Genomic DNA, 16,253 nt, shown 5'->3' with positions numbered 1-16,253 from the left:
CATAGAAGATTATGAATTACAGATTTAACAAGGCAGAACTGGAAAATATGGCTTTCCTACTCCAGACTTTATGTAAGGGTATTTTAAACCTGTACGCTACGGAAGACCGCAGGCACGATATGATTGACGATCTGGACACCATGTGCGGTGAATGGGAAAGTATAACATCCAATACCCGGTTTGTCATCTACAGGGAGAATGATATATATAAATTGCTCTTTATTAAAAAGCGGGGTTTATTCAGAAGGCTGACCATGGAAACCTATACGATCCATCAGGATTCAGGCTGGCCTTACTTCAATACAGGCACAATTTTTATTGAGCCGCAACATCTGGTTTATCATCCCGAACCCGATACGATTATGCTTCATTCAAATGAAACCTATAAACGCATCGCACACCATAAAAACGTAGAAACCGAAATTATAAAAGAAGACGGCGCCCATAACACTCCGACAGAATAAAACAGTAATAATCAAATAAATAAACGAATGAAAAAGATCATATCGATATATGCTCTAATGACCTTCCTGTGTCTTTGCTCGTCCCATTTATACGGCCAGTTTTATTCATTGGGAACCAATATCCCTGCATTGGGAACTACCACACTGAATATCGAGGCCAGTATGACACTGAATAGGAAATGGTCGCTGCATCTTCCAGTCTATTACAATCCATTTGTATTCAAGGATAATAAGAAATTCCAGCATATTGCCGCTATGCCGGGGGTACGTTACTGGTTGCTTGAATCCTATGTACATGCATTTGGGGGAGTGAATGCTATCGGAACGAAATATCATTTCACATGGAAAGACTACCGTTATGAGGGTACTGCCTTCGGAGCCGGAATCAGCTTAGGTTATGCCTGGCTGCTTTCTCCTCGCTGGAATCTGGAAGTGGAAGGAGGCGTAGGATTAGTATACGCTGATTATAACAAATACCCGTGCGAAAAGTGCGGCAAAAAAGTAAGTGATGAAAACAAATGGTATGCCGTACCCAATAAGGTCGCCGTCTCCCTTATCTATCTCTTTTAATCAGTCAACAGTCAACAGTTATCAGAAAATAAACGATATGAGAAAAAAGAGAATACAGATAGTATTATTCACCGTAATAGCCCTTGTCCTTTTATCGTCTTGCGCCGTCAGGCGTCCTGACAGCAACGCCCGTATTGGAGTGTCGCTGCCTGTACAACCGGAACAACAGACGGAAAAAAAGAATGAAGATGATCTCCCTTCGGTAGTCGAGATGAAGGACAGATACGGTAATAAGACCATCTACGCCCAGACAGAACTAGATAAGGAAGGAAACAGGCAGGTTTCCGTACATCTTTCCGAAGTGACGATTACCGCCAAGCTTAAAAGCATACCCGAACGGTTCGGAAAAGTAGACGTGGATTTTATGGTACATATTCCCGAAAACCTGATCCATGAAGACTGGCAGGTAAATCTGACGCCTCATCTTATCAAAAAGGAGACGGAGAGTGATTTTGACGATCTGATCCTTACCGGAAGAGAATTCGATAAAGTACGGCAGGAAGGTTACCGCAGGTATGAAAAGTACATGAGCCGGATAATTCCCGACAGTCTTTATAATGACCATTTTGTAAAGACCGGTGCCTTTAACAGGTATATCTCAGGTTATTTAAAATCCGAACTCGACAGGATATACAGAGATTCTATGGAATATGTAGGTTTTAGCAATTATACCCGAAAGCTGCAAGTCCGTTACGATCTTTTCAATAACAAAATAGATAAAAATAAAACAACCCTCAGGAAAAGGCTAAGTTATTCGAAGATAAGGCAGCGCTATGAATATTTCGAAAGAGATACCACCTATCTAGCCTCGGTCTATCATAACTGGTTCAGGTTTATATCATCAACATTTCCCCAATTCTATATGTTGCGTGAGTTATCTGCATCCACTATGATAAAGAAATACCGCGACGACAGATTTCAGGGTGAATATATAAATGATTACCAACCGTTCACCGCTGCGGACTCGGCTTTTATTATCAAACGCTTTCTGAAGAACGACAAGATAGAGAAAAACCGGTTATTGAAAGATAATATGGATATCGCCTTCAGGAGCATGGTTCGCTTTCCTAAAAATGAGACGGCAAAATTGGATTCCGTCATATTTAATGCAGGCAAAGTCGTGTACTACTACCATCAGGAATTAAATACCGATGAGGATAGTAACCGGATGCAGCTGTATGTCGACGGGACAATAATGACAAAAGACGGTAGGGAATACCTGTTACCGCCTTCCGATACACTCAGTTATACAGTCTCTTCAATGATACATTTCATTGATCACACACCACGGTATAAGCGAAAGATCATTGAGCGCAAAGCGACCTCTTCACTAAGGGCAAATATCACTTTTAAGGCCGGAAGATCGGAACTGGATATTTCGCTCGGCTTAAACCAGAGTGAAACAGATAAGGTACATCAGATGATCGTTGAACTGACAGAAACCGGTGAGTTTGCGATGGACAGTATTTCGATAAAGGCAGGATGTTCTCCGGAAGGCAGTTACCGTTCCAATTTATTGCTGGCAAAAAAGAGGGGAGAATCTATCAGGGTCTATCTGTTCGGTGAGTTATCGGAAATATATGGAATTGAAAAAATGCTACCGGTCTATCCTTACGGTGAGGACTGGGACGGATTGGTCAGATTGATACAGGAAACCGAAGGAATTGATCAAAAGCAATCGATCCTTGAAAACATTTCATCGGTCGGTGACCCTGATAACCGCGAGCAGACGATAAAGCAGAAATACCCGGAAAGTTACAGGATTATACGTAACGAGCTCTATCCAAAGCTCAGGGCAGTCGATTTTACTTTCCATATGCACCGCAGAGGGATGCTAAAAGATACGATCCATACCACCGAGCCGGATACATACTACGCTAAAGGCATAGAACTGATGATGAAGCGAAAATATGGTGAAGCTTTGCAAATCCTGAATGAATATGCTGATTTCAATACGGCGATTTGCATGATGAGCCTCGGCTATGATAAAGCGGCTTATCATATATTGGAGAATGAGCCCGAGAGTGCGGATGGGGAATATCTGATGGCAGTACTGGCCTCACGAACAGGTCAGGAAGAAGAAGCTGTAAAGCGCTATCTCAGGTCAGTTGAACTGGATGCTACCAAACGCTGGCGGGGTACGCTCGATCCCGAAATAAACAAACTTATAAAAGCTCACGGGCTTAATAACGAAGACTATCATTAAACTCTCAAGAAATGAAAAAGATAAAACTAATTACTGTATTCATCAGTATGATATTGGCATCATGCAGCCTCGTTGATTTTTCGGAAGATTGTGTATATGACGGAAATCTGGATATCCGTCTGAACTGGAATTACCTGCTCGAAGGAGATAAGCAGCCGGGAGAGATTAATTTGCAGCTCTATACCCAACCTGTCAATAGCTATTTGATATCCGGTGATACGATTCTCAAGCAAATTCCGGAAGGCAGGATGACACTGCTTGCGTTTAACATAGCCGAAGGTGTCAGTTATAATCTGGATGAAGCAGAATCCGCAACCATTACCCTGCCTGTAAACATACAGGGGAACAATCAGTACATAGGACAAGCGCCTGTTATATATGTGGATAAAAAAGAGGTAACGATAATTGCAGGACAAACTACTGCGTGCGAAATAATACCCATTTCCTGCATTCAGCAGGTAGTAATCGATTTTACAATACCCGATAACGGCGTGGCGCAGGAAGTCGATAATATTTCTGGTAATCTAACAGGAGTGCAGTCCGGCTATTCATTTTCAAATGGAAAGGCAATACCTCCAGTACTATTCTGCAAGTGAATTCCAAAAAGCAAAAAGCCGGCCTTTTCCGCAGCTCAAATGTAGTTTTCGGCATGAATCCAGATAAGGATACACCGGAAGCAACTGAAAATATCCTTGAAGTTGACCTTAGACTGTCGGATGGCACTAGTCACCATGCTCTAATAGACCTGACAAGACAATTCGAGGGATTTGAATCTCCGATAATACATATTACACTGGAAATACGTCTCGGACTGTTGGGTATGGAGGCGGAAGTTACAGGCTGGGAAACCGGAGAAGAAGGTAAAATTGAAATTTAATAAAGGGAGGTGGCTCCCCAATAATAACCAAATTAAAATTAAACAAAATGAAAAAGATTCTTTTTATGGCGGCTATGTCCGCGATGTTGTTCTCATTTTCGGGTTGCAATAATGAAGATGAACCTCAGCGTATTTCGGAAAAGACTGCTGATTTGCATGTAGAAACTGAAATTTCAGGCATGCCGGAAACTTATGCTCCGCTCAGTACATTCCCGGATGGAGCTAAACTGGGACTATTCGTCACTCCGGGTGCAATCGGACAAAACTATCCTATCGGGCCTTACAATAATGCATTGGCGGAATTTAAATCAGGTAAATGGGTGCTAACTCCACAGGTAAAACTATCCGATACACCGGCTATTATTTACGCCTATTTTCCATACACCACTTCAATTACGAATGCGGCTTCTGTGCCTATATATACTTCTAACCAGGTCGATTATATGTTCGGAACGAATGCTGAAGGGCAAGAATCGGTTGACAGGAGTAATCCCAATGTTCGCCTGCGTATGAAGCATGCGCTGTCATTGTTGCAATTCAAGGTAAAGAAGATGAATTATCCGGGTGAAGGAAAACTAACACGTGTTGAAGTTTTGAATGCCCAAAGTAAATATGAAATTGTAAGTTACGGTCTTCTGAATATCGGATCGGGGGAGATTGCTTACCAGGGACAACATAATCCGGCATTTGTGGAAAATGCTAATGGTCTGGTTACACTTACCGAAGAAATGCCTACAAAAGAGGAAAACTTTGTGAACCTAATGATTTTACCGGTATCCAAAACTTCCGCCAACGGTTCGGTATACCTGAAATTTATTATTGACGGTTCGACTTACTATTACTATATACCGGTCAATACTACTTTCAAGCAAGGTACAAAGAATACTTTCAATGTGACGCTGAATGGAACCGAACTAACCATCGATGATATTGTCATTACAGATTGGCTCACAGGACCCGAAAACTCTCTGAATCTTTATTAATTATAGTTGAACACTTGTAATACGGGGAGTGAAAACTGTTTCTACTTCCCGTATTATTCCTAAACCAAATAAGCAGGCATTATGAGATTTAATATACTAGTCATACTTTCATTATTCACCTTGTTATATGGTTGTGATAGGGATGAGGAATCCGGAGGTTTTAGCGGTCCGGAGGTGCGGCAGATAAGATTCACATTAGGTGCTGAAACCTATGCCACAGATACCCGTTTCGAAGAAGGTGACCTGATTGGCATTTATGCAGTAAAAAAAGGTTCTAGCCTCAAAGCCAAAGATAATTATGCAGATAACAAAAAGTACCGTTTTGACGGACAGGGCCTTTCCCCTTTTTCTGAAGAAGATAAAATACTGTATATGCAGGAAGATAAGCTGGATTTTTATGCCTATTACCCTTTTCTGGAGAATATTGACGATGCGACGAACCTTCATTTTATTGTACCGGAAGAACAGGATGATAATATTACGTTGAGTGATTTGTTATGGGCTGTAAATACTTCCGCCATTATGGACAAACTGATTCCTCTTAATTTTACTCATAAACTGGCTTTAGTGGAAGTAAAATTCAACTCTGTATCCGGTAAAAAACCTGCCTCTGCACAATTTTACGGTAAAACTCCGGCTGTATCCCTGAATCTCCAAACGGGGGAATTAAAAGAGAAAAATTCCTCCAGGCAGTTGAATAAAATGTTTCTGGATCAAACAATAGGTAACTCTTTTATATACCGTTATATCGCACCACAACAGGAAATAAACAGAGGCGACACGCTATTTGTATTTCATGTGGACGGAAATACCCGGACTTTTAAGGCAGGAGAAGATCTTGTCCTTAAACCGGGTGTGAAAAACCAGTTTGAATGTGCCCTGCAATACAGGATAGGTGTCGAAGCCCATGGAGAAGGAAATGTATATGGTGGTGGAATATACGGGCATGGAGAGCAGGTAACTGTTCACGGGAGGGTATACCCGGATTGGTATCTGGTCGGATGGTTTTAAGACGGCACATTAGTATCCGATCAGCTGGAATACACATTCGAGGCGACAAAAGACAGACATCTGATTGTTAAATATGCACCGTTACACCACGGAATTATTACAGTATACAATACCGGAGGCGGAACTATTGAAGGACCCGGTAAATATTCCGTGGGAAGTATCTGTACACTTAAAGCAACCGAATATGCCGATTATAAGTTTGAGGGATGGTATGAATATGGTTCACTTGTATCCACATCGAAAATTTATTCATTCACTGTAGAGAATGACCGTCATTTTGAGGCAAGGTTTACCGCAAAGTATGGCATCGTCCATTTTGGTATACAAGGACAGGGTTTCATTCGGAATTATCTTGAAAACGATTCAGGGTGGTCAGTTGTAAATATCATGTATGGTACGACAATCTTTTTAGAAGCGGTACCAAAATCGGGGTGGAAATTTGTAAGGTGGCAGGGAAGTTCCGGTTCTACGAGTGGAAGTATATATCATACGGTACTAAGTGAATCCTTACACTTCGAAGCAATATTTGAACCTGTCTGACATTTCATTCTTATACAGCAAATCAATTATCAATTTACTTAAACAATAGGCAATATGAAAACGAGATTATTCATGTTGTGGGGACTTGTTTTATTCTTCACAACGCAATTAAACGCACAATGGACAGTCGTCGATCCGTCCAATCTGGCACAAGGTATTGTAAATACGACGCGGAATGTAGTGCAGACATCGACGACCGCGACAAACATGATAAAAAGTTTCGAGGAAACAGTAAAAATTTACAAGCTGGGAAAGGAGTATTATGACAAGCTCAGGTCCGTTCACAACCTTGTAAAAGATGCACGAAAAGTACAGAGAACCATTCTGATGGTTGGCGAAATATCAGATATCTATGTCGTTAATTTCCAGAAAATGATGTCCGATCCTAATTACAGTATCGAAGAACTGAATGCGATAGCCACAGGTTATGCAAAATTGCTGGAAGAGAGCAGCGGTGTCCTGAATGAACTCAAGGACGTTGTGAATGTGACGACACTCTCCATGACCGATAAAGAGCGTATGGATATTGTGGACCGTTCATACAATTCCATATTGAACTACAAAAACCTTGTGGTGTATTTTACCAATAAAAATATCGGGGTATCCTATCTGCGGGCAAAAAAGACCGGAGAGACGGCACGTGTTACAGCCCTTTATGGGAATCCTTCGGACAGGTACTGGTAGAATCAATTAGCAAATAAGCAAATTCGGAGATTAGCCAATTGCTCTATAGAAGGGCTTTTCATTTTCGAATATGCAAATTGTCACATTTTCAAATTAAAACTATGGATTTCGATCAATTTCACCAAACCCTACGGATGCTCTATGACCAGATGATGCCCTTATGCAGCAATATGATCGGTATAGCCAAAGGTATTGCCGGCCTGGGAGCTTTGTTCTACGTAGCCTACCGTGTATGGCAAAGTCTGGCAAGGGCAGAGCCGATAGATGTATATCCGCTATTGAGACCTTTTGTTATCGGTGCATGCATTATGTTCTTTCCAACCCTTGTACTGGGTACCATAAACAGTATTATGAGTCCGGTAGTACAGGGAACCAACCAGATGATGCAGTCCGAAACATTTGATATGAAAAAGTTTGCCGAGCAAAAAGATAAACTGGAGTATGAGATAAAAAAAGAAATCCGGAGACAGCCTATCTTGTGGACGACGACATCTTTGAAGCTGAGCTTAAAAAGCTGGGAGTAACCGATGTAGGTGAAAAGGCTGGTTTATATATAGACCGTGCGGCTTATAAACTGAAGAAATGGTTTCAGGAACTTTTCCGGAATTTCCTGCAACTGGTCTTTCAGGCAGCTGCCCTTGTAATAGACGTTATCCGGACATTCTTCCTGATTGTCCTTGCCATACTCGGCCCTCTGGCTTTTGCCATTTCAGTATGGGATGGTTTCGGCTCTACTATAACCCAATGGATATCCCGCTATATAACCGTTTATTTATGGCTTCCGGTATCCGATCTGTTCAGCTCCATTCTAGCACGTCTCCAATCACTGATGCTACAGGCAGATATAGACCGTATGACAGCGGACCCGAACTATTCGATGGACTCTTCTGATGCCATTTATATCATTTTTCTGATAATCGGAATTGTAGGATATTTCACGATACCGACTGTTGCCGGATGGATAATCCAGGCCGAAGGAATGGGTAATTACGGGAAAAGCGTGAACACAGCAGCAGTTAAGGCCGGTTCTGTTGCCGCAGGAGCAGCCGGCGCTGCCTCAGGCAACATCGGTGGACGGCTTATGGGGCGGTGATAAGCCGAAGGATTATCAATATGCAAATTATTCAATGTGCCAATTTGCCAATATTTTCAAGCTTCCGGATTTCAGTAATAACAATTTCATCATCGGCATATTGGCATATTAACTCATTAACAAATTAGAATTATGGAATTCAAATCATTAACCAATATAGAAACCAGCTTTAAGCAACTGCGGATATTCAGCATTGCCTTTCTGGTATTATGCACAGTCATTACCTCTTTGTCGGTATTCTGGGCGTATAACTTTGCTGAAAAGCAACGGCAGAAAATCTATGTTCTCGATGAAGGGAAGTCACTGATGCTTGCCTTGTCACAGGACCTGTCACAAAACAGGCCGGTTGAAGCCCGTGAGCATGTAAAGCGATTCCATGAACTGTTTTTCACGCTCTCTCCTGATAAAAGCGCTATTGAGAGTAATATCCAGCGAGCTTTGGTACTATCAGACAAAAGCGCATTTAATTATTACAGGGACCTGGCTGAAAAGGGCTTTTACAACCGGGTCATTTCCGGTAATATTAATCAGAATCTGGTGATTGACAGTATATCCTGCAATTTCGATGTATATCCTTACCGTGTAGCAACCTTTGCCCGTCAGATGATTATCCGGGAAAGTAACGTCACCGAACGCAGCCTCATAACATCCTGCCGCCTTTTGAACTCGGTGCGGTCTGATAATAATCCCCATGGTTTTACAATTGAAGCTTTCGAGATTAAAGAGAATAAAGATTTAAGAGTGCTGGACAGATAAAATACATGCAAAAATGAAGAAAAAGATAAACGACCTGTCAATCTCGTTAAGGGACAAAATTCAGGATAAACTTCGGTATCTGTGCGCCTTATTATCTCCCGACACCCGCCTATTCATTATCGTACTGTTATTACTGGCAGGCACTATATTGAATTTTTACTTTATGTTTTCAACAATAAACAACTGGGGTAAATCCGGTAAAGCTGATGATAAGGAGATAAAACAGATAAAAGTTCCTGAAATACTGAAAAAGGAACATGTAGATAACTCAAATACTTATGAATATGAAGAAAAATAAATTAAAACGGATAAATATTCGTGTATTCAGCCCTGTATCCACTTTAATGGTTTTACTGATATGTTTTCTTATACTTTTTACATGCTGCGGTAAAAATAAACCGGAAACGAAACTGGAAATAGAAGATATTTATTATAATCCCTATGTTCCTAAAAGTAAATTCGACAGTGTAAAGGCTGCACAAACGGTTTTGGCACAATTATCAGACAAAGATAGCATTCAGTTATTAACCGAAAAAACAGACGAATATGAGTACGACAGGTAACTCCGGCAAAAAACAACAATTGAAGAAATATGCTGTTTTTGCCATGATGTTCCTTGCTTTTGCAGGATGCATGTGGCTGATATTTGCACCATCCGAATCAGAAAAGGAAAAACAGAAAGAAGGCATTGGATTTAATGCGGATATTCCCGATCCTAAAAAGGATGAGATTATTGCAGATAAACGGGATGCTTATGAACAGGAACAGCTGGATCAAAAGCAAAAGGACAGGATGCGCTCACTGGATGCTTTTATGATGGATACGGACGGTAAGGAGTCAGATATAATGGAAAATCAACAGGTGGAACGTGAAGCTGCTCAGTCTTCTAAACAGCAAAGCAAACGAAATGCCATTCAGACTTCACAAACCGCTTACAGCGATATAAACAGGACATTGGGTAATTTCTACGAAAACCCTAAAGAAGACCCGGAGAAGGAAGAAATGAAAAAGAGGCTGGAAGACCTGGAGGCTAAACTGGACGAAAAGGAAAACAGGAAAACCCAGATGGATGAACAACTTGCCCTTATGGAAAAATCATATCAGATGGCAGCGAAATATATGCCGCAGGGGCAGGCAGAAGGCTATCCTTATCCCCCCGGACAAGGATTGTCGGCTGAAGAGATGAAAAACAAAATTGTAAAGTCTTCGGTTGCAAATAAGAAGCCGAAAGCAACTCCTGTTCATCATCTGTTGGAAACGGTAGTCTCTTCTTTATCCCAACGTTTGAGTGATGAAGAGTTGATGGAACGCTATGACCGGGAACGTAATTACGGTTTTAACTCCATGGATAAACAATCAGCCGGGAATAATAAGAATACAATCTCCGCATGTATCCATGATGAGCAGAAGGTTACAGACGGACAGATTTTGCGGATGCGTCTTTCCGAACCCCTGATAGCTGGGGATACTTTTATCCCGGTAAATACCATGCTGACGGGCCATGCAAAAATACAGGGAGAGAGGCTCGAAGTATTGATTAATACGATTGAACATGAAGGCAAGATTATCCATGTGGAGCTGACAGTCTATGATTCGGACGGACAGAAAGGCATTCATATACCCGGATCGATGGAACTTAGCGCAGCCAAAGAAATAGCAGCCAACATGGGCAGTAACCTGGGCTCAACGATCAATATTTCACAGCAAAGTGCAGGACAGCAGTTGTTAAGTGATGCGGGCAGAGGGCTTATACAAGGAACGTCCCAGTATCTTGGAAAAAAATTCCGGACGGTAACAGTAATCCTTAAAGCCGGATATAAACTGATGTTATTACCTAAATAGGATTAAGTTAATAAGCCAAAACGCATATGTCTTAATTCAAAATCATTTAAATGAATAATAAAAATTAAAGTATGAAAACAATAAAATATTTAACCGTATTAATCTTTTCTCTCCTGTTGCATGTATCGTATGGACATTCACAGGAAATAATAACTGAGGTGAATGTTCCCCAAGAGGAAGAAGATAAAAAGGAACAGCCTTCAGTGGGTGACCTATATCAGGGACTGACCCGCAAAATTATGTTTGACAGGATGATACCGCCATATGGCATCGAAGTAACTTTTGATAAGACCACTACACTTATTTTTCCATCCTCTATCAAGGATGTTGATCTCGGTTCTTCAAATATCGTAGCGGCACGAGCGCAGAGTTCGGATAATGTACTCAGGGTAAAAGCGGCTCTAAGGGGCTTTGAAAAAGAAACCAATATGTCCGTCATCACGGAAGAAGGAAGTTTTTATACCTTCAATATACGGTATTCGGATGAACCGGTGAAGCTCAATATCGAGATGAAGGATTTTATGCATAATGGTGAAGCGGTGAACCGCCCCAATAATTCGATGGAGATCTACCTGAAAGACCTAGGCAGCGAATCCCCGAAAGTTGTGCACCTGATTATGCGCTCCATTTATCACGGTGATAAACGTATTATAAAGCATATCGGCAGTAAGCGCTTCGGTATTCAGTACCTGTTAAAAGGCATTTACACCCATAACAACCTCCTTTACCTGCATACCCAGATTAAGAATGAATCAAATGTATCTTTTGATATAGATTTTGTACGCTTTAAAATTGTCGACAAAAAGCTTACCAAACGCACCGCTATTCAGGAAACGATTATTGTACCACTCCGGGCATTTAACTATGTGACTGAAGTGCACGGAAATTCTACCGGGCAAACAGTCTTCACAATAGAGAAAATTACTATACCCGACGATAAGAAACTTATTGTGGAATTATACGAAAAGCAGGGAGGGCGTAATCAAAGTTTTACCATTGAGAATGCCGACCTGATCAGGGCTGAAAGGATTAATGAACTCAAAGTAAAATAGAGGTCTCAGACCCTCTTGTTAAACATAAATTACGAAAAATATATGGACAGAATAATATTAATAATAACACTGGCATTTACCTTAAGCTTACTCATTACTGAAAAAACTTTGGCTCAGCGTTACCTGCCCGGGCAAAAGGGAATACAACTGACCGCTTCTGCAGTGGATGGCTTTAAACTGACAAGCGGTGACGGTCAGGCGTTCGCATTAGGTATAGGCGTAGCTACTTATAATAAAAGCGGTAACAGGTGGATATATGGCATCGAATACCTTCAAAAACAATACGGATACAGTAACCAGTATATACCCGTTTCACAGTTCACAGGTGAAATAGGATATTATAAAAAATTCCTCTCGGATTATTCTAAAACTATTTTCGTTTCTATAGGAGCATCTTTAATGTCGGGATATGAAACGGTCAACTGGGGAAAGAAAGAGCTGTATGACGGGGCTGTACTTACAAATAAAGATAAATTCCTTTACGGTGGGGCTATCGGTCTTGAGATAGAAACTTTCCTTACGGACAGGATGATACTTCTTATCCATTGCAGGGAAAGAATACTACCGACTTCAACAATTGGTAAATTCCATTTTCAGGCTGGAGCAGGAATAAAATTCATTATTAACTGATTAATAAAAAAACAATGAAAAAATTTGCATCATACCTTATTTACACACTATTGCTTGCGGCAATAGCATGTGCCTGTAGTGACGATATTGACGTTCAGCAGTCTTATGAATTCAAGGTTACTAACCTTCCTGTCCCGAAAAAACTAAAATACGGACAGACTGCCGAGATCCGTTGCCAACTGGATAAAAGCGGTGATTATGATAAGGCTAAGTATTATATTCGTTATTTTCAACCGGAAGGAAAAGGTATATTGTCTATGGATGATGGAACGATCTTCGAACCTAATGACAGCTACGAATTGAAAAAAGAAACATTCCGGTTATATTATACCTCTATGTCAGAAGAAAGACAAACGATAGATATTGTCTTTTACGACAATTTCGGTAAAGAGTTTCCACTATCCTTCAATTTTAATAACGACACTTCAGAGGAGGGTAGAGGATCATGAATGTATGGATGTATGTTATTGCAATATATCAAATGGTTTCCTGGATATATATTATTATTAGTATTAAATGTGCGAAGACGGATATTGAATTGTGGGGAGATGAATTAGAATAGGCCATCTGTATATATTCTGTCTGAAAATTTCAATAATACCAAGTTGTGAAATTTACGGGTTTATACTATTTATTCATTTTTTTGATAATAAATCTCACAGTATCGAAATGCTTATCTAGTGATAATAAAAATTCTTATATATCCACCTTCCTAATATTCATGGATATATAAAATAAATAAAAATGATAAATCCAACTTGTGAATCAATACGGATATAGCTTCTGATATTTACAATTCAGAATTCTATTATAAAATTTCATATATAAAAACTAAGATTTATGGATGATAGCTTTACTAAATTGAACGAGATCAAGGACTATATAACCGGACGGTTTGACAAAATTGATAACAAATTGGATAAGATGATTAGAAATAAGTCTATCCTTGATGGTGATGAACTTATAGATAATCAGGATTTATGCTATTTACTAGGAGTAACAAAAAGAACGGTGCAAAGATACCGTCAATTGAAACTAATACCTTTTTATAAAATAGATAAGAAGGTCTATTACAGGAAATCAGATGTTATGGAATTTTTTCAGAAGCATAACACTCGGAAGAAAGATCCGACTGATGATTAAATAGAATGCATAATCAATTAATTAAACATTATCAAAGTGCCTGTTGTGAAACAGGCACTTTGTTTATAATAGGTCTTTTAAGAATTGAGGTTTTGACCGGTTTCATATCTAATCAAAATTGGTCTTACTTAGAAAAATCCCTTGTATATCCGTAATACCATGTTTCTTTAACTTGTATACCATATCGGTAAATGATCCTCCTGTCGTATATACATCATCAATAAGAAAAACGGATTTGCGGTGTAGCTTTTTATTATCCAATTTAATATGATGTAGTGAAACCAATGATTTAGGAATAATTTCAATTTTTTCCTCCACAACTTCAACTGTATCATAACCATTCTTTATACCGGTATACCAAGATAAAAGCTGACAGAAACGGGAAAATCTTTTTGTATGGGTTTCAATTGTTGATGCTGCGATAGGTATTATCAGATGGTTTGATTTCGATTCTTTATCAAACTGTAGATTTATGGCATTGCCAAGTATACGTGCAGCCTGATGGTCCGCAATTCCATTTTTCATATTAAAAATGAGATTTCGGGCTCTCTTGTCCAGGTCGGTTCTTTCGTGTTTGGAATTTTTGGTGTAGTAATCATAAATATAATAGCATTTATATCCGTCTTTCTCGAAGTGTCTGAAAGGCATGTTATGTGGGTAATATTCGTCTCTTTCAAGACTTTGCCAGTTATTTCTCAATATATGTTCCAGATCTATACTTCGTCTTTCACTTTTGCATTGCCAGAAACAGGCGTCAAACCATTGGGTAGCATAGTAGCCCTCTCCTGTTATTATTCCTGACTCATCTATCCTGTTATCGGTCAGTAACCAACCGAACTGTTTTGCGAGCTTTAAAAATCCTTTATTACTAGAACAATAATAACCGAATCGACCGTCTTCAAAAAAAGTCATGACAAGCTCCGTCCGGGGACCAATGGAATCAATTAACCGATTTATCACAGCAAAAGCACTGTTTTCGGCTGTACTTACCATAATTGATCCCAAACGTATATTTTGCAACATGCTATTTTAATTATCCAATTACTATTAAGTCAAATGATTATTGTGAACTTCTGAAGATATTATTTCTATGCCATAATAAATTTTCCATTTTCGGGTGGAATTTTTCATTGGATGGCAAATTGATTTCCTTCCGGTCAAATTGTATAATAGAGTGTGTACTCTTTTTGTCTTCTTTAAATATATTTGATACAACAATTTTATAGTTTTCATCTATTGAAATTAATCCACGGTCAAACGCCCTGTGAAGATTGGGGCAAAGAGCCAACCCGTTTCCAATGGTATCGTCATGAGTCTGGGAAAAAGGAATAATATGGCAAGCATCAATCATTGATATATTGTACCATGTATTAATCTTTAAACCGGATATACAACATGTATTATCATATATTAAAGGAATCTGCTTCTTGAAAACATAGTTTCGCAGGAATATTTCTTCTTCAAATGTTACTATATTCTCCTTCTGCTTAATATTTTCAATCTTCTTCATGTATTGGATTGCAGAGTCGTGGAGTATCTCATCCGCAATAGAATCCAGATAAGCCATATTACTTGCAGTGTAATGATGAATAGTAGGAAAATATTTATCGATCAGGATAGTTCTTAATATTTGTCTATTATCAGGCTGAAACAATAATTGCATTAATTGATCATCCATCAATGCATAGTCAACAACTGTGTTCAGCAGGTTGAACGATTTTATCGAATTGCTTTTATCTAATTTTAAATCGCAACCTGGTTTTAAAATGAGGTTCCAAAATGGTTCTCCCGACATATGATAAAATGGCATGGAGAAATTCATTATATGTTTGGATTTCACCCATATTTGCCAGTTACTTTTAAAATATGCAATAAGTTCAGGAGTAATGTAAATTCTATTATCTAAAATATATCCCTTTTCAATGCAATCCAATATACTCAATAATAAAATCGGTTTATGAGGGGCACCTCCATTATTGGGAGCTCTCCTTAAGTGAGTAAAGCATAGGATATAGTAATCAAGGTTTTTCATTTAAATTATAAATTTCCTAATATTTTAATTATTCAATAATTTATATCAGTCATATTGCAAATATAGTGAATATTAAGATGTTTAAGGATGAATGATTTCAAAAGATGATAAAGTTCTACATTCGAATTTAACATCTAACAAACATTAATTTTAACTATCTTTGATCTTTATGAAAATGAATAAATAGTATTTAAATAATCTTTGATTGATGGCTAACACCAAAAGACTTACACCAGCTACTGAAACAATAAAGATGTTATTGTTACGTTCCGGGAATCAATGTGCATTTCCTGGCTGTAATCATGTAATTTTTAATGATAATGACAAACTTGTTTCAGAATGCTGCCATATTGAGGCTGCCCTGCCTGGA

At 39.2% G+C, this 16,253-nt stretch carries 19 protein-coding genes and 1 pseudogene; 18 read left to right on the top strand and 2 right to left on the bottom strand.

Translation table 11 applies throughout. The features are described 5' to 3' along the window. Nucleotides 1-11: 11 nt before the first annotated feature. The 18 genes and pseudogenes from K348_RS0100110 (at nucleotide 12) to K348_RS18235 (ending at nucleotide 13,851) form a co-directional block, all read left to right on the top strand. Nucleotides 12-464: a DUF3876 domain-containing protein gene (locus K348_RS0100110; protein WP_029901743.1), complete on the top strand. Its 453-nt coding sequence runs from the start codon at nucleotides 12-14 to the stop codon at nucleotides 462-464. A gap of 27 nt (nucleotides 465-491) precedes the next feature. Next, nucleotides 492-1,034, top strand: coding sequence for a DUF3575 domain-containing protein (locus K348_RS0100105; RefSeq protein ID WP_029901741.1), 543 nt, complete (start codon nucleotides 492-494; stop codon nucleotides 1,032-1,034). Nucleotides 1,035-1,071: 37 nt separating this feature from the next. Then, nucleotides 1,072-3,240 carry a M48 family metallopeptidase gene (locus K348_RS18650; protein ID WP_029901739.1) on the top strand — a complete coding sequence of 723 codons (2,169 nt, stop codon included), beginning with the start codon at nucleotides 1,072-1,074 and terminating at the stop codon, nucleotides 3,238-3,240. An 11-nt stretch (nucleotides 3,241-3,251) separates the two neighbouring features. Then, the gene (locus K348_RS0100095; protein ID WP_029901737.1) at nucleotides 3,252-3,836 is read left to right on the top strand and encodes a hypothetical protein; all 585 of its coding nucleotides are present in this window, start codon (nucleotides 3,252-3,254) and stop codon (nucleotides 3,834-3,836) included. A gap of 53 nt (nucleotides 3,837-3,889) precedes the next feature. Continuing rightward, entirely contained in the window at nucleotides 3,890-4,117 is a 228-nt protein-coding gene (locus K348_RS0100090; protein ID WP_197027609.1) for a hypothetical protein, read from the top strand. Nucleotides 4,118-4,164: 47 nt separating this feature from the next. Further along, nucleotides 4,165-5,100: a fimbrillin family protein gene (locus K348_RS0100085; RefSeq protein ID WP_081852470.1), complete on the top strand. Its 936-nt coding sequence runs from the start codon at nucleotides 4,165-4,167 to the stop codon at nucleotides 5,098-5,100. Nucleotides 5,101-5,181: 81 nt separating this feature from the next. Then, a complete protein-coding gene (locus K348_RS0100080) occupies nucleotides 5,182-6,111 on the top strand; it encodes a fimbrillin family protein (RefSeq protein ID WP_029901731.1) in 930 nt (309 codons plus the stop codon). 24 nt (nucleotides 6,112-6,135) lie between these two features. Beyond that, nucleotides 6,136-6,651: a hypothetical protein gene (locus K348_RS0100075; protein ID WP_369793885.1), complete on the top strand. Its 516-nt coding sequence runs from the start codon at nucleotides 6,136-6,138 to the stop codon at nucleotides 6,649-6,651. Nucleotides 6,652-6,705: 54 nt separating this feature from the next. Next, nucleotides 6,706-7,335: a DUF4141 domain-containing protein gene (locus tag K348_RS0100070; RefSeq protein ID WP_029901727.1), complete on the top strand. Its 630-nt coding sequence runs from the start codon at nucleotides 6,706-6,708 to the stop codon at nucleotides 7,333-7,335. A gap of 101 nt (nucleotides 7,336-7,436) precedes the next feature. Further along, nucleotides 7,437-8,428, top strand: a pseudogene (gene traJ, locus K348_RS18240) (conjugative transposon protein TraJ). 132 nt (nucleotides 8,429-8,560) lie between these two features. After that, on the top strand, nucleotides 8,561-9,184 hold the full coding sequence (gene traK, locus K348_RS0100060; RefSeq protein WP_029901725.1) for a conjugative transposon protein TraK: 624 nt from the start codon (nucleotides 8,561-8,563) through the stop codon (nucleotides 9,182-9,184). Nucleotides 9,185-9,197: 13 nt separating this feature from the next. Beyond that, nucleotides 9,198-9,482: a TraL conjugative transposon family protein gene (locus K348_RS0100055; protein ID WP_051697436.1), complete on the top strand. Its 285-nt coding sequence runs from the start codon at nucleotides 9,198-9,200 to the stop codon at nucleotides 9,480-9,482. Next, nucleotides 9,469-9,747 carry a hypothetical protein gene (locus K348_RS0100050; RefSeq protein ID WP_029901721.1) on the top strand — a complete coding sequence of 93 codons (279 nt, stop codon included), beginning with the start codon at nucleotides 9,469-9,471 and terminating at the stop codon, nucleotides 9,745-9,747. The genes K348_RS0100055 and K348_RS0100050 overlap by 14 nt, the downstream gene beginning before the upstream one ends. Then, the gene (gene traM / locus K348_RS0100045) at nucleotides 9,731-11,026 is read left to right on the top strand and encodes a conjugative transposon protein TraM (protein ID WP_029901720.1); all 1,296 of its coding nucleotides are present in this window, start codon (nucleotides 9,731-9,733) and stop codon (nucleotides 11,024-11,026) included. Before K348_RS0100050 ends, traM begins: the two co-directional genes overlap by 17 nt. A gap of 71 nt (nucleotides 11,027-11,097) precedes the next feature. Then, nucleotides 11,098-12,078 (top strand): conjugative transposon protein TraN, encoded by a 981-nt coding sequence (gene traN / locus K348_RS0100040; RefSeq protein ID WP_029901718.1) that lies wholly within the window; start codon nucleotides 11,098-11,100, stop codon nucleotides 12,076-12,078. Nucleotides 12,079-12,120: 42 nt separating this feature from the next. Then, complete coding sequence (locus K348_RS0100035) at nucleotides 12,121-12,708, top strand: conjugal transfer protein TraO (RefSeq protein WP_029901716.1); 588 nt, start codon at nucleotides 12,121-12,123, stop codon at nucleotides 12,706-12,708. A gap of 14 nt (nucleotides 12,709-12,722) precedes the next feature. Beyond that, nucleotides 12,723-13,157 carry a DUF3872 domain-containing protein gene (locus K348_RS0100030; RefSeq protein WP_029901714.1) on the top strand — a complete coding sequence of 145 codons (435 nt, stop codon included), beginning with the start codon at nucleotides 12,723-12,725 and terminating at the stop codon, nucleotides 13,155-13,157. A 391-nt stretch (nucleotides 13,158-13,548) separates the two neighbouring features. Continuing rightward, complete coding sequence (locus tag K348_RS18235) at nucleotides 13,549-13,851, top strand: helix-turn-helix domain-containing protein (protein ID WP_051697435.1); 303 nt, start codon at nucleotides 13,549-13,551, stop codon at nucleotides 13,849-13,851. Between the two features lie 108 nt (nucleotides 13,852-13,959). On the opposite strand, the gene K348_RS0100015 is transcribed toward K348_RS18235, so the two are convergent. Together K348_RS0100015 and K348_RS0100010 are read right to left on the bottom strand one after the other, a co-directional pair. Continuing rightward, the gene (locus K348_RS0100015; RefSeq protein ID WP_029901710.1) at nucleotides 13,960-14,874 is read right to left on the bottom strand and encodes a phosphoribosyltransferase; all 915 of its coding nucleotides are present in this window, start codon (nucleotides 14,872-14,874) and stop codon (nucleotides 13,960-13,962) included. 37 nt (nucleotides 14,875-14,911) lie between these two features. Next, nucleotides 14,912-15,883, bottom strand: coding sequence for an HNH endonuclease (locus tag K348_RS0100010; RefSeq protein WP_029901708.1), 972 nt, complete (start codon nucleotides 15,881-15,883; stop codon nucleotides 14,912-14,914). Between the last annotated feature and the right edge of the window lie 370 nt (nucleotides 15,884-16,253).

The organism is Prevotella sp. 10(H), from assembly GCF_000711235.1.
In the GTDB taxonomy this organism is placed as follows: Bacteria; Bacteroidota; Bacteroidia; order Bacteroidales; family Dysgonomonadaceae; genus Dysgonomonas.
This window is presented reverse-complemented; position numbering and strand designations above follow the sequence as displayed.

Coding starts and splice junctions, on each gene's coding strand:
- K348_RS0100080 (WP_029901731.1), top strand. CDS start 5,182: ATGAGATTTAATATACTAGTCATACTTTCATTATTCACCTTGTTATAT.
- K348_RS0100035 (WP_029901716.1), top strand. CDS start 12,121: ATGGACAGAATAATATTAATAATAACACTGGCATTTACCTTAAGCTTA.
- K348_RS0100055 (WP_051697436.1), top strand. CDS start 9,198: ATGAAGAAAAAGATAAACGACCTGTCAATCTCGTTAAGGGACAAAATT.
- K348_RS18235 (WP_051697435.1), top strand. CDS start 13,549: ATGGATGATAGCTTTACTAAATTGAACGAGATCAAGGACTATATAACC.
- K348_RS0100105 (WP_029901741.1), top strand. CDS start 492: ATGAAAAAGATCATATCGATATATGCTCTAATGACCTTCCTGTGTCTT.
- K348_RS0100030 (WP_029901714.1), top strand. CDS start 12,723: ATGAAAAAATTTGCATCATACCTTATTTACACACTATTGCTTGCGGCA.
- K348_RS0100050 (WP_029901721.1), top strand. CDS start 9,469: ATGAAGAAAAATAAATTAAAACGGATAAATATTCGTGTATTCAGCCCT.
- traM (WP_029901720.1), top strand. CDS start 9,731: ATGAGTACGACAGGTAACTCCGGCAAAAAACAACAATTGAAGAAATAT.
- K348_RS0100010 (WP_029901708.1), bottom strand. CDS start 15,883: ATGAAAAACCTTGATTACTATATCCTATGCTTTACTCACTTAAGGAGA.
- traK (WP_029901725.1), top strand. CDS start 8,561: ATGGAATTCAAATCATTAACCAATATAGAAACCAGCTTTAAGCAACTG.
- K348_RS0100085 (WP_081852470.1), top strand. CDS start 4,165: ATGAAAAAGATTCTTTTTATGGCGGCTATGTCCGCGATGTTGTTCTCA.
- K348_RS0100015 (WP_029901710.1), bottom strand. CDS start 14,874: ATGTTGCAAAATATACGTTTGGGATCAATTATGGTAAGTACAGCCGAA.
- K348_RS18650 (WP_029901739.1), top strand. CDS start 1,072: ATGAGAAAAAAGAGAATACAGATAGTATTATTCACCGTAATAGCCCTT.
- K348_RS0100095 (WP_029901737.1), top strand. CDS start 3,252: ATGAAAAAGATAAAACTAATTACTGTATTCATCAGTATGATATTGGCA.
- K348_RS0100090 (WP_197027609.1), top strand. CDS start 3,890: ATGAATCCAGATAAGGATACACCGGAAGCAACTGAAAATATCCTTGAA.
- K348_RS0100070 (WP_029901727.1), top strand. CDS start 6,706: ATGAAAACGAGATTATTCATGTTGTGGGGACTTGTTTTATTCTTCACA.
- K348_RS0100110 (WP_029901743.1), top strand. CDS start 12: ATGAATTACAGATTTAACAAGGCAGAACTGGAAAATATGGCTTTCCTA.
- traN (WP_029901718.1), top strand. CDS start 11,098: ATGAAAACAATAAAATATTTAACCGTATTAATCTTTTCTCTCCTGTTG.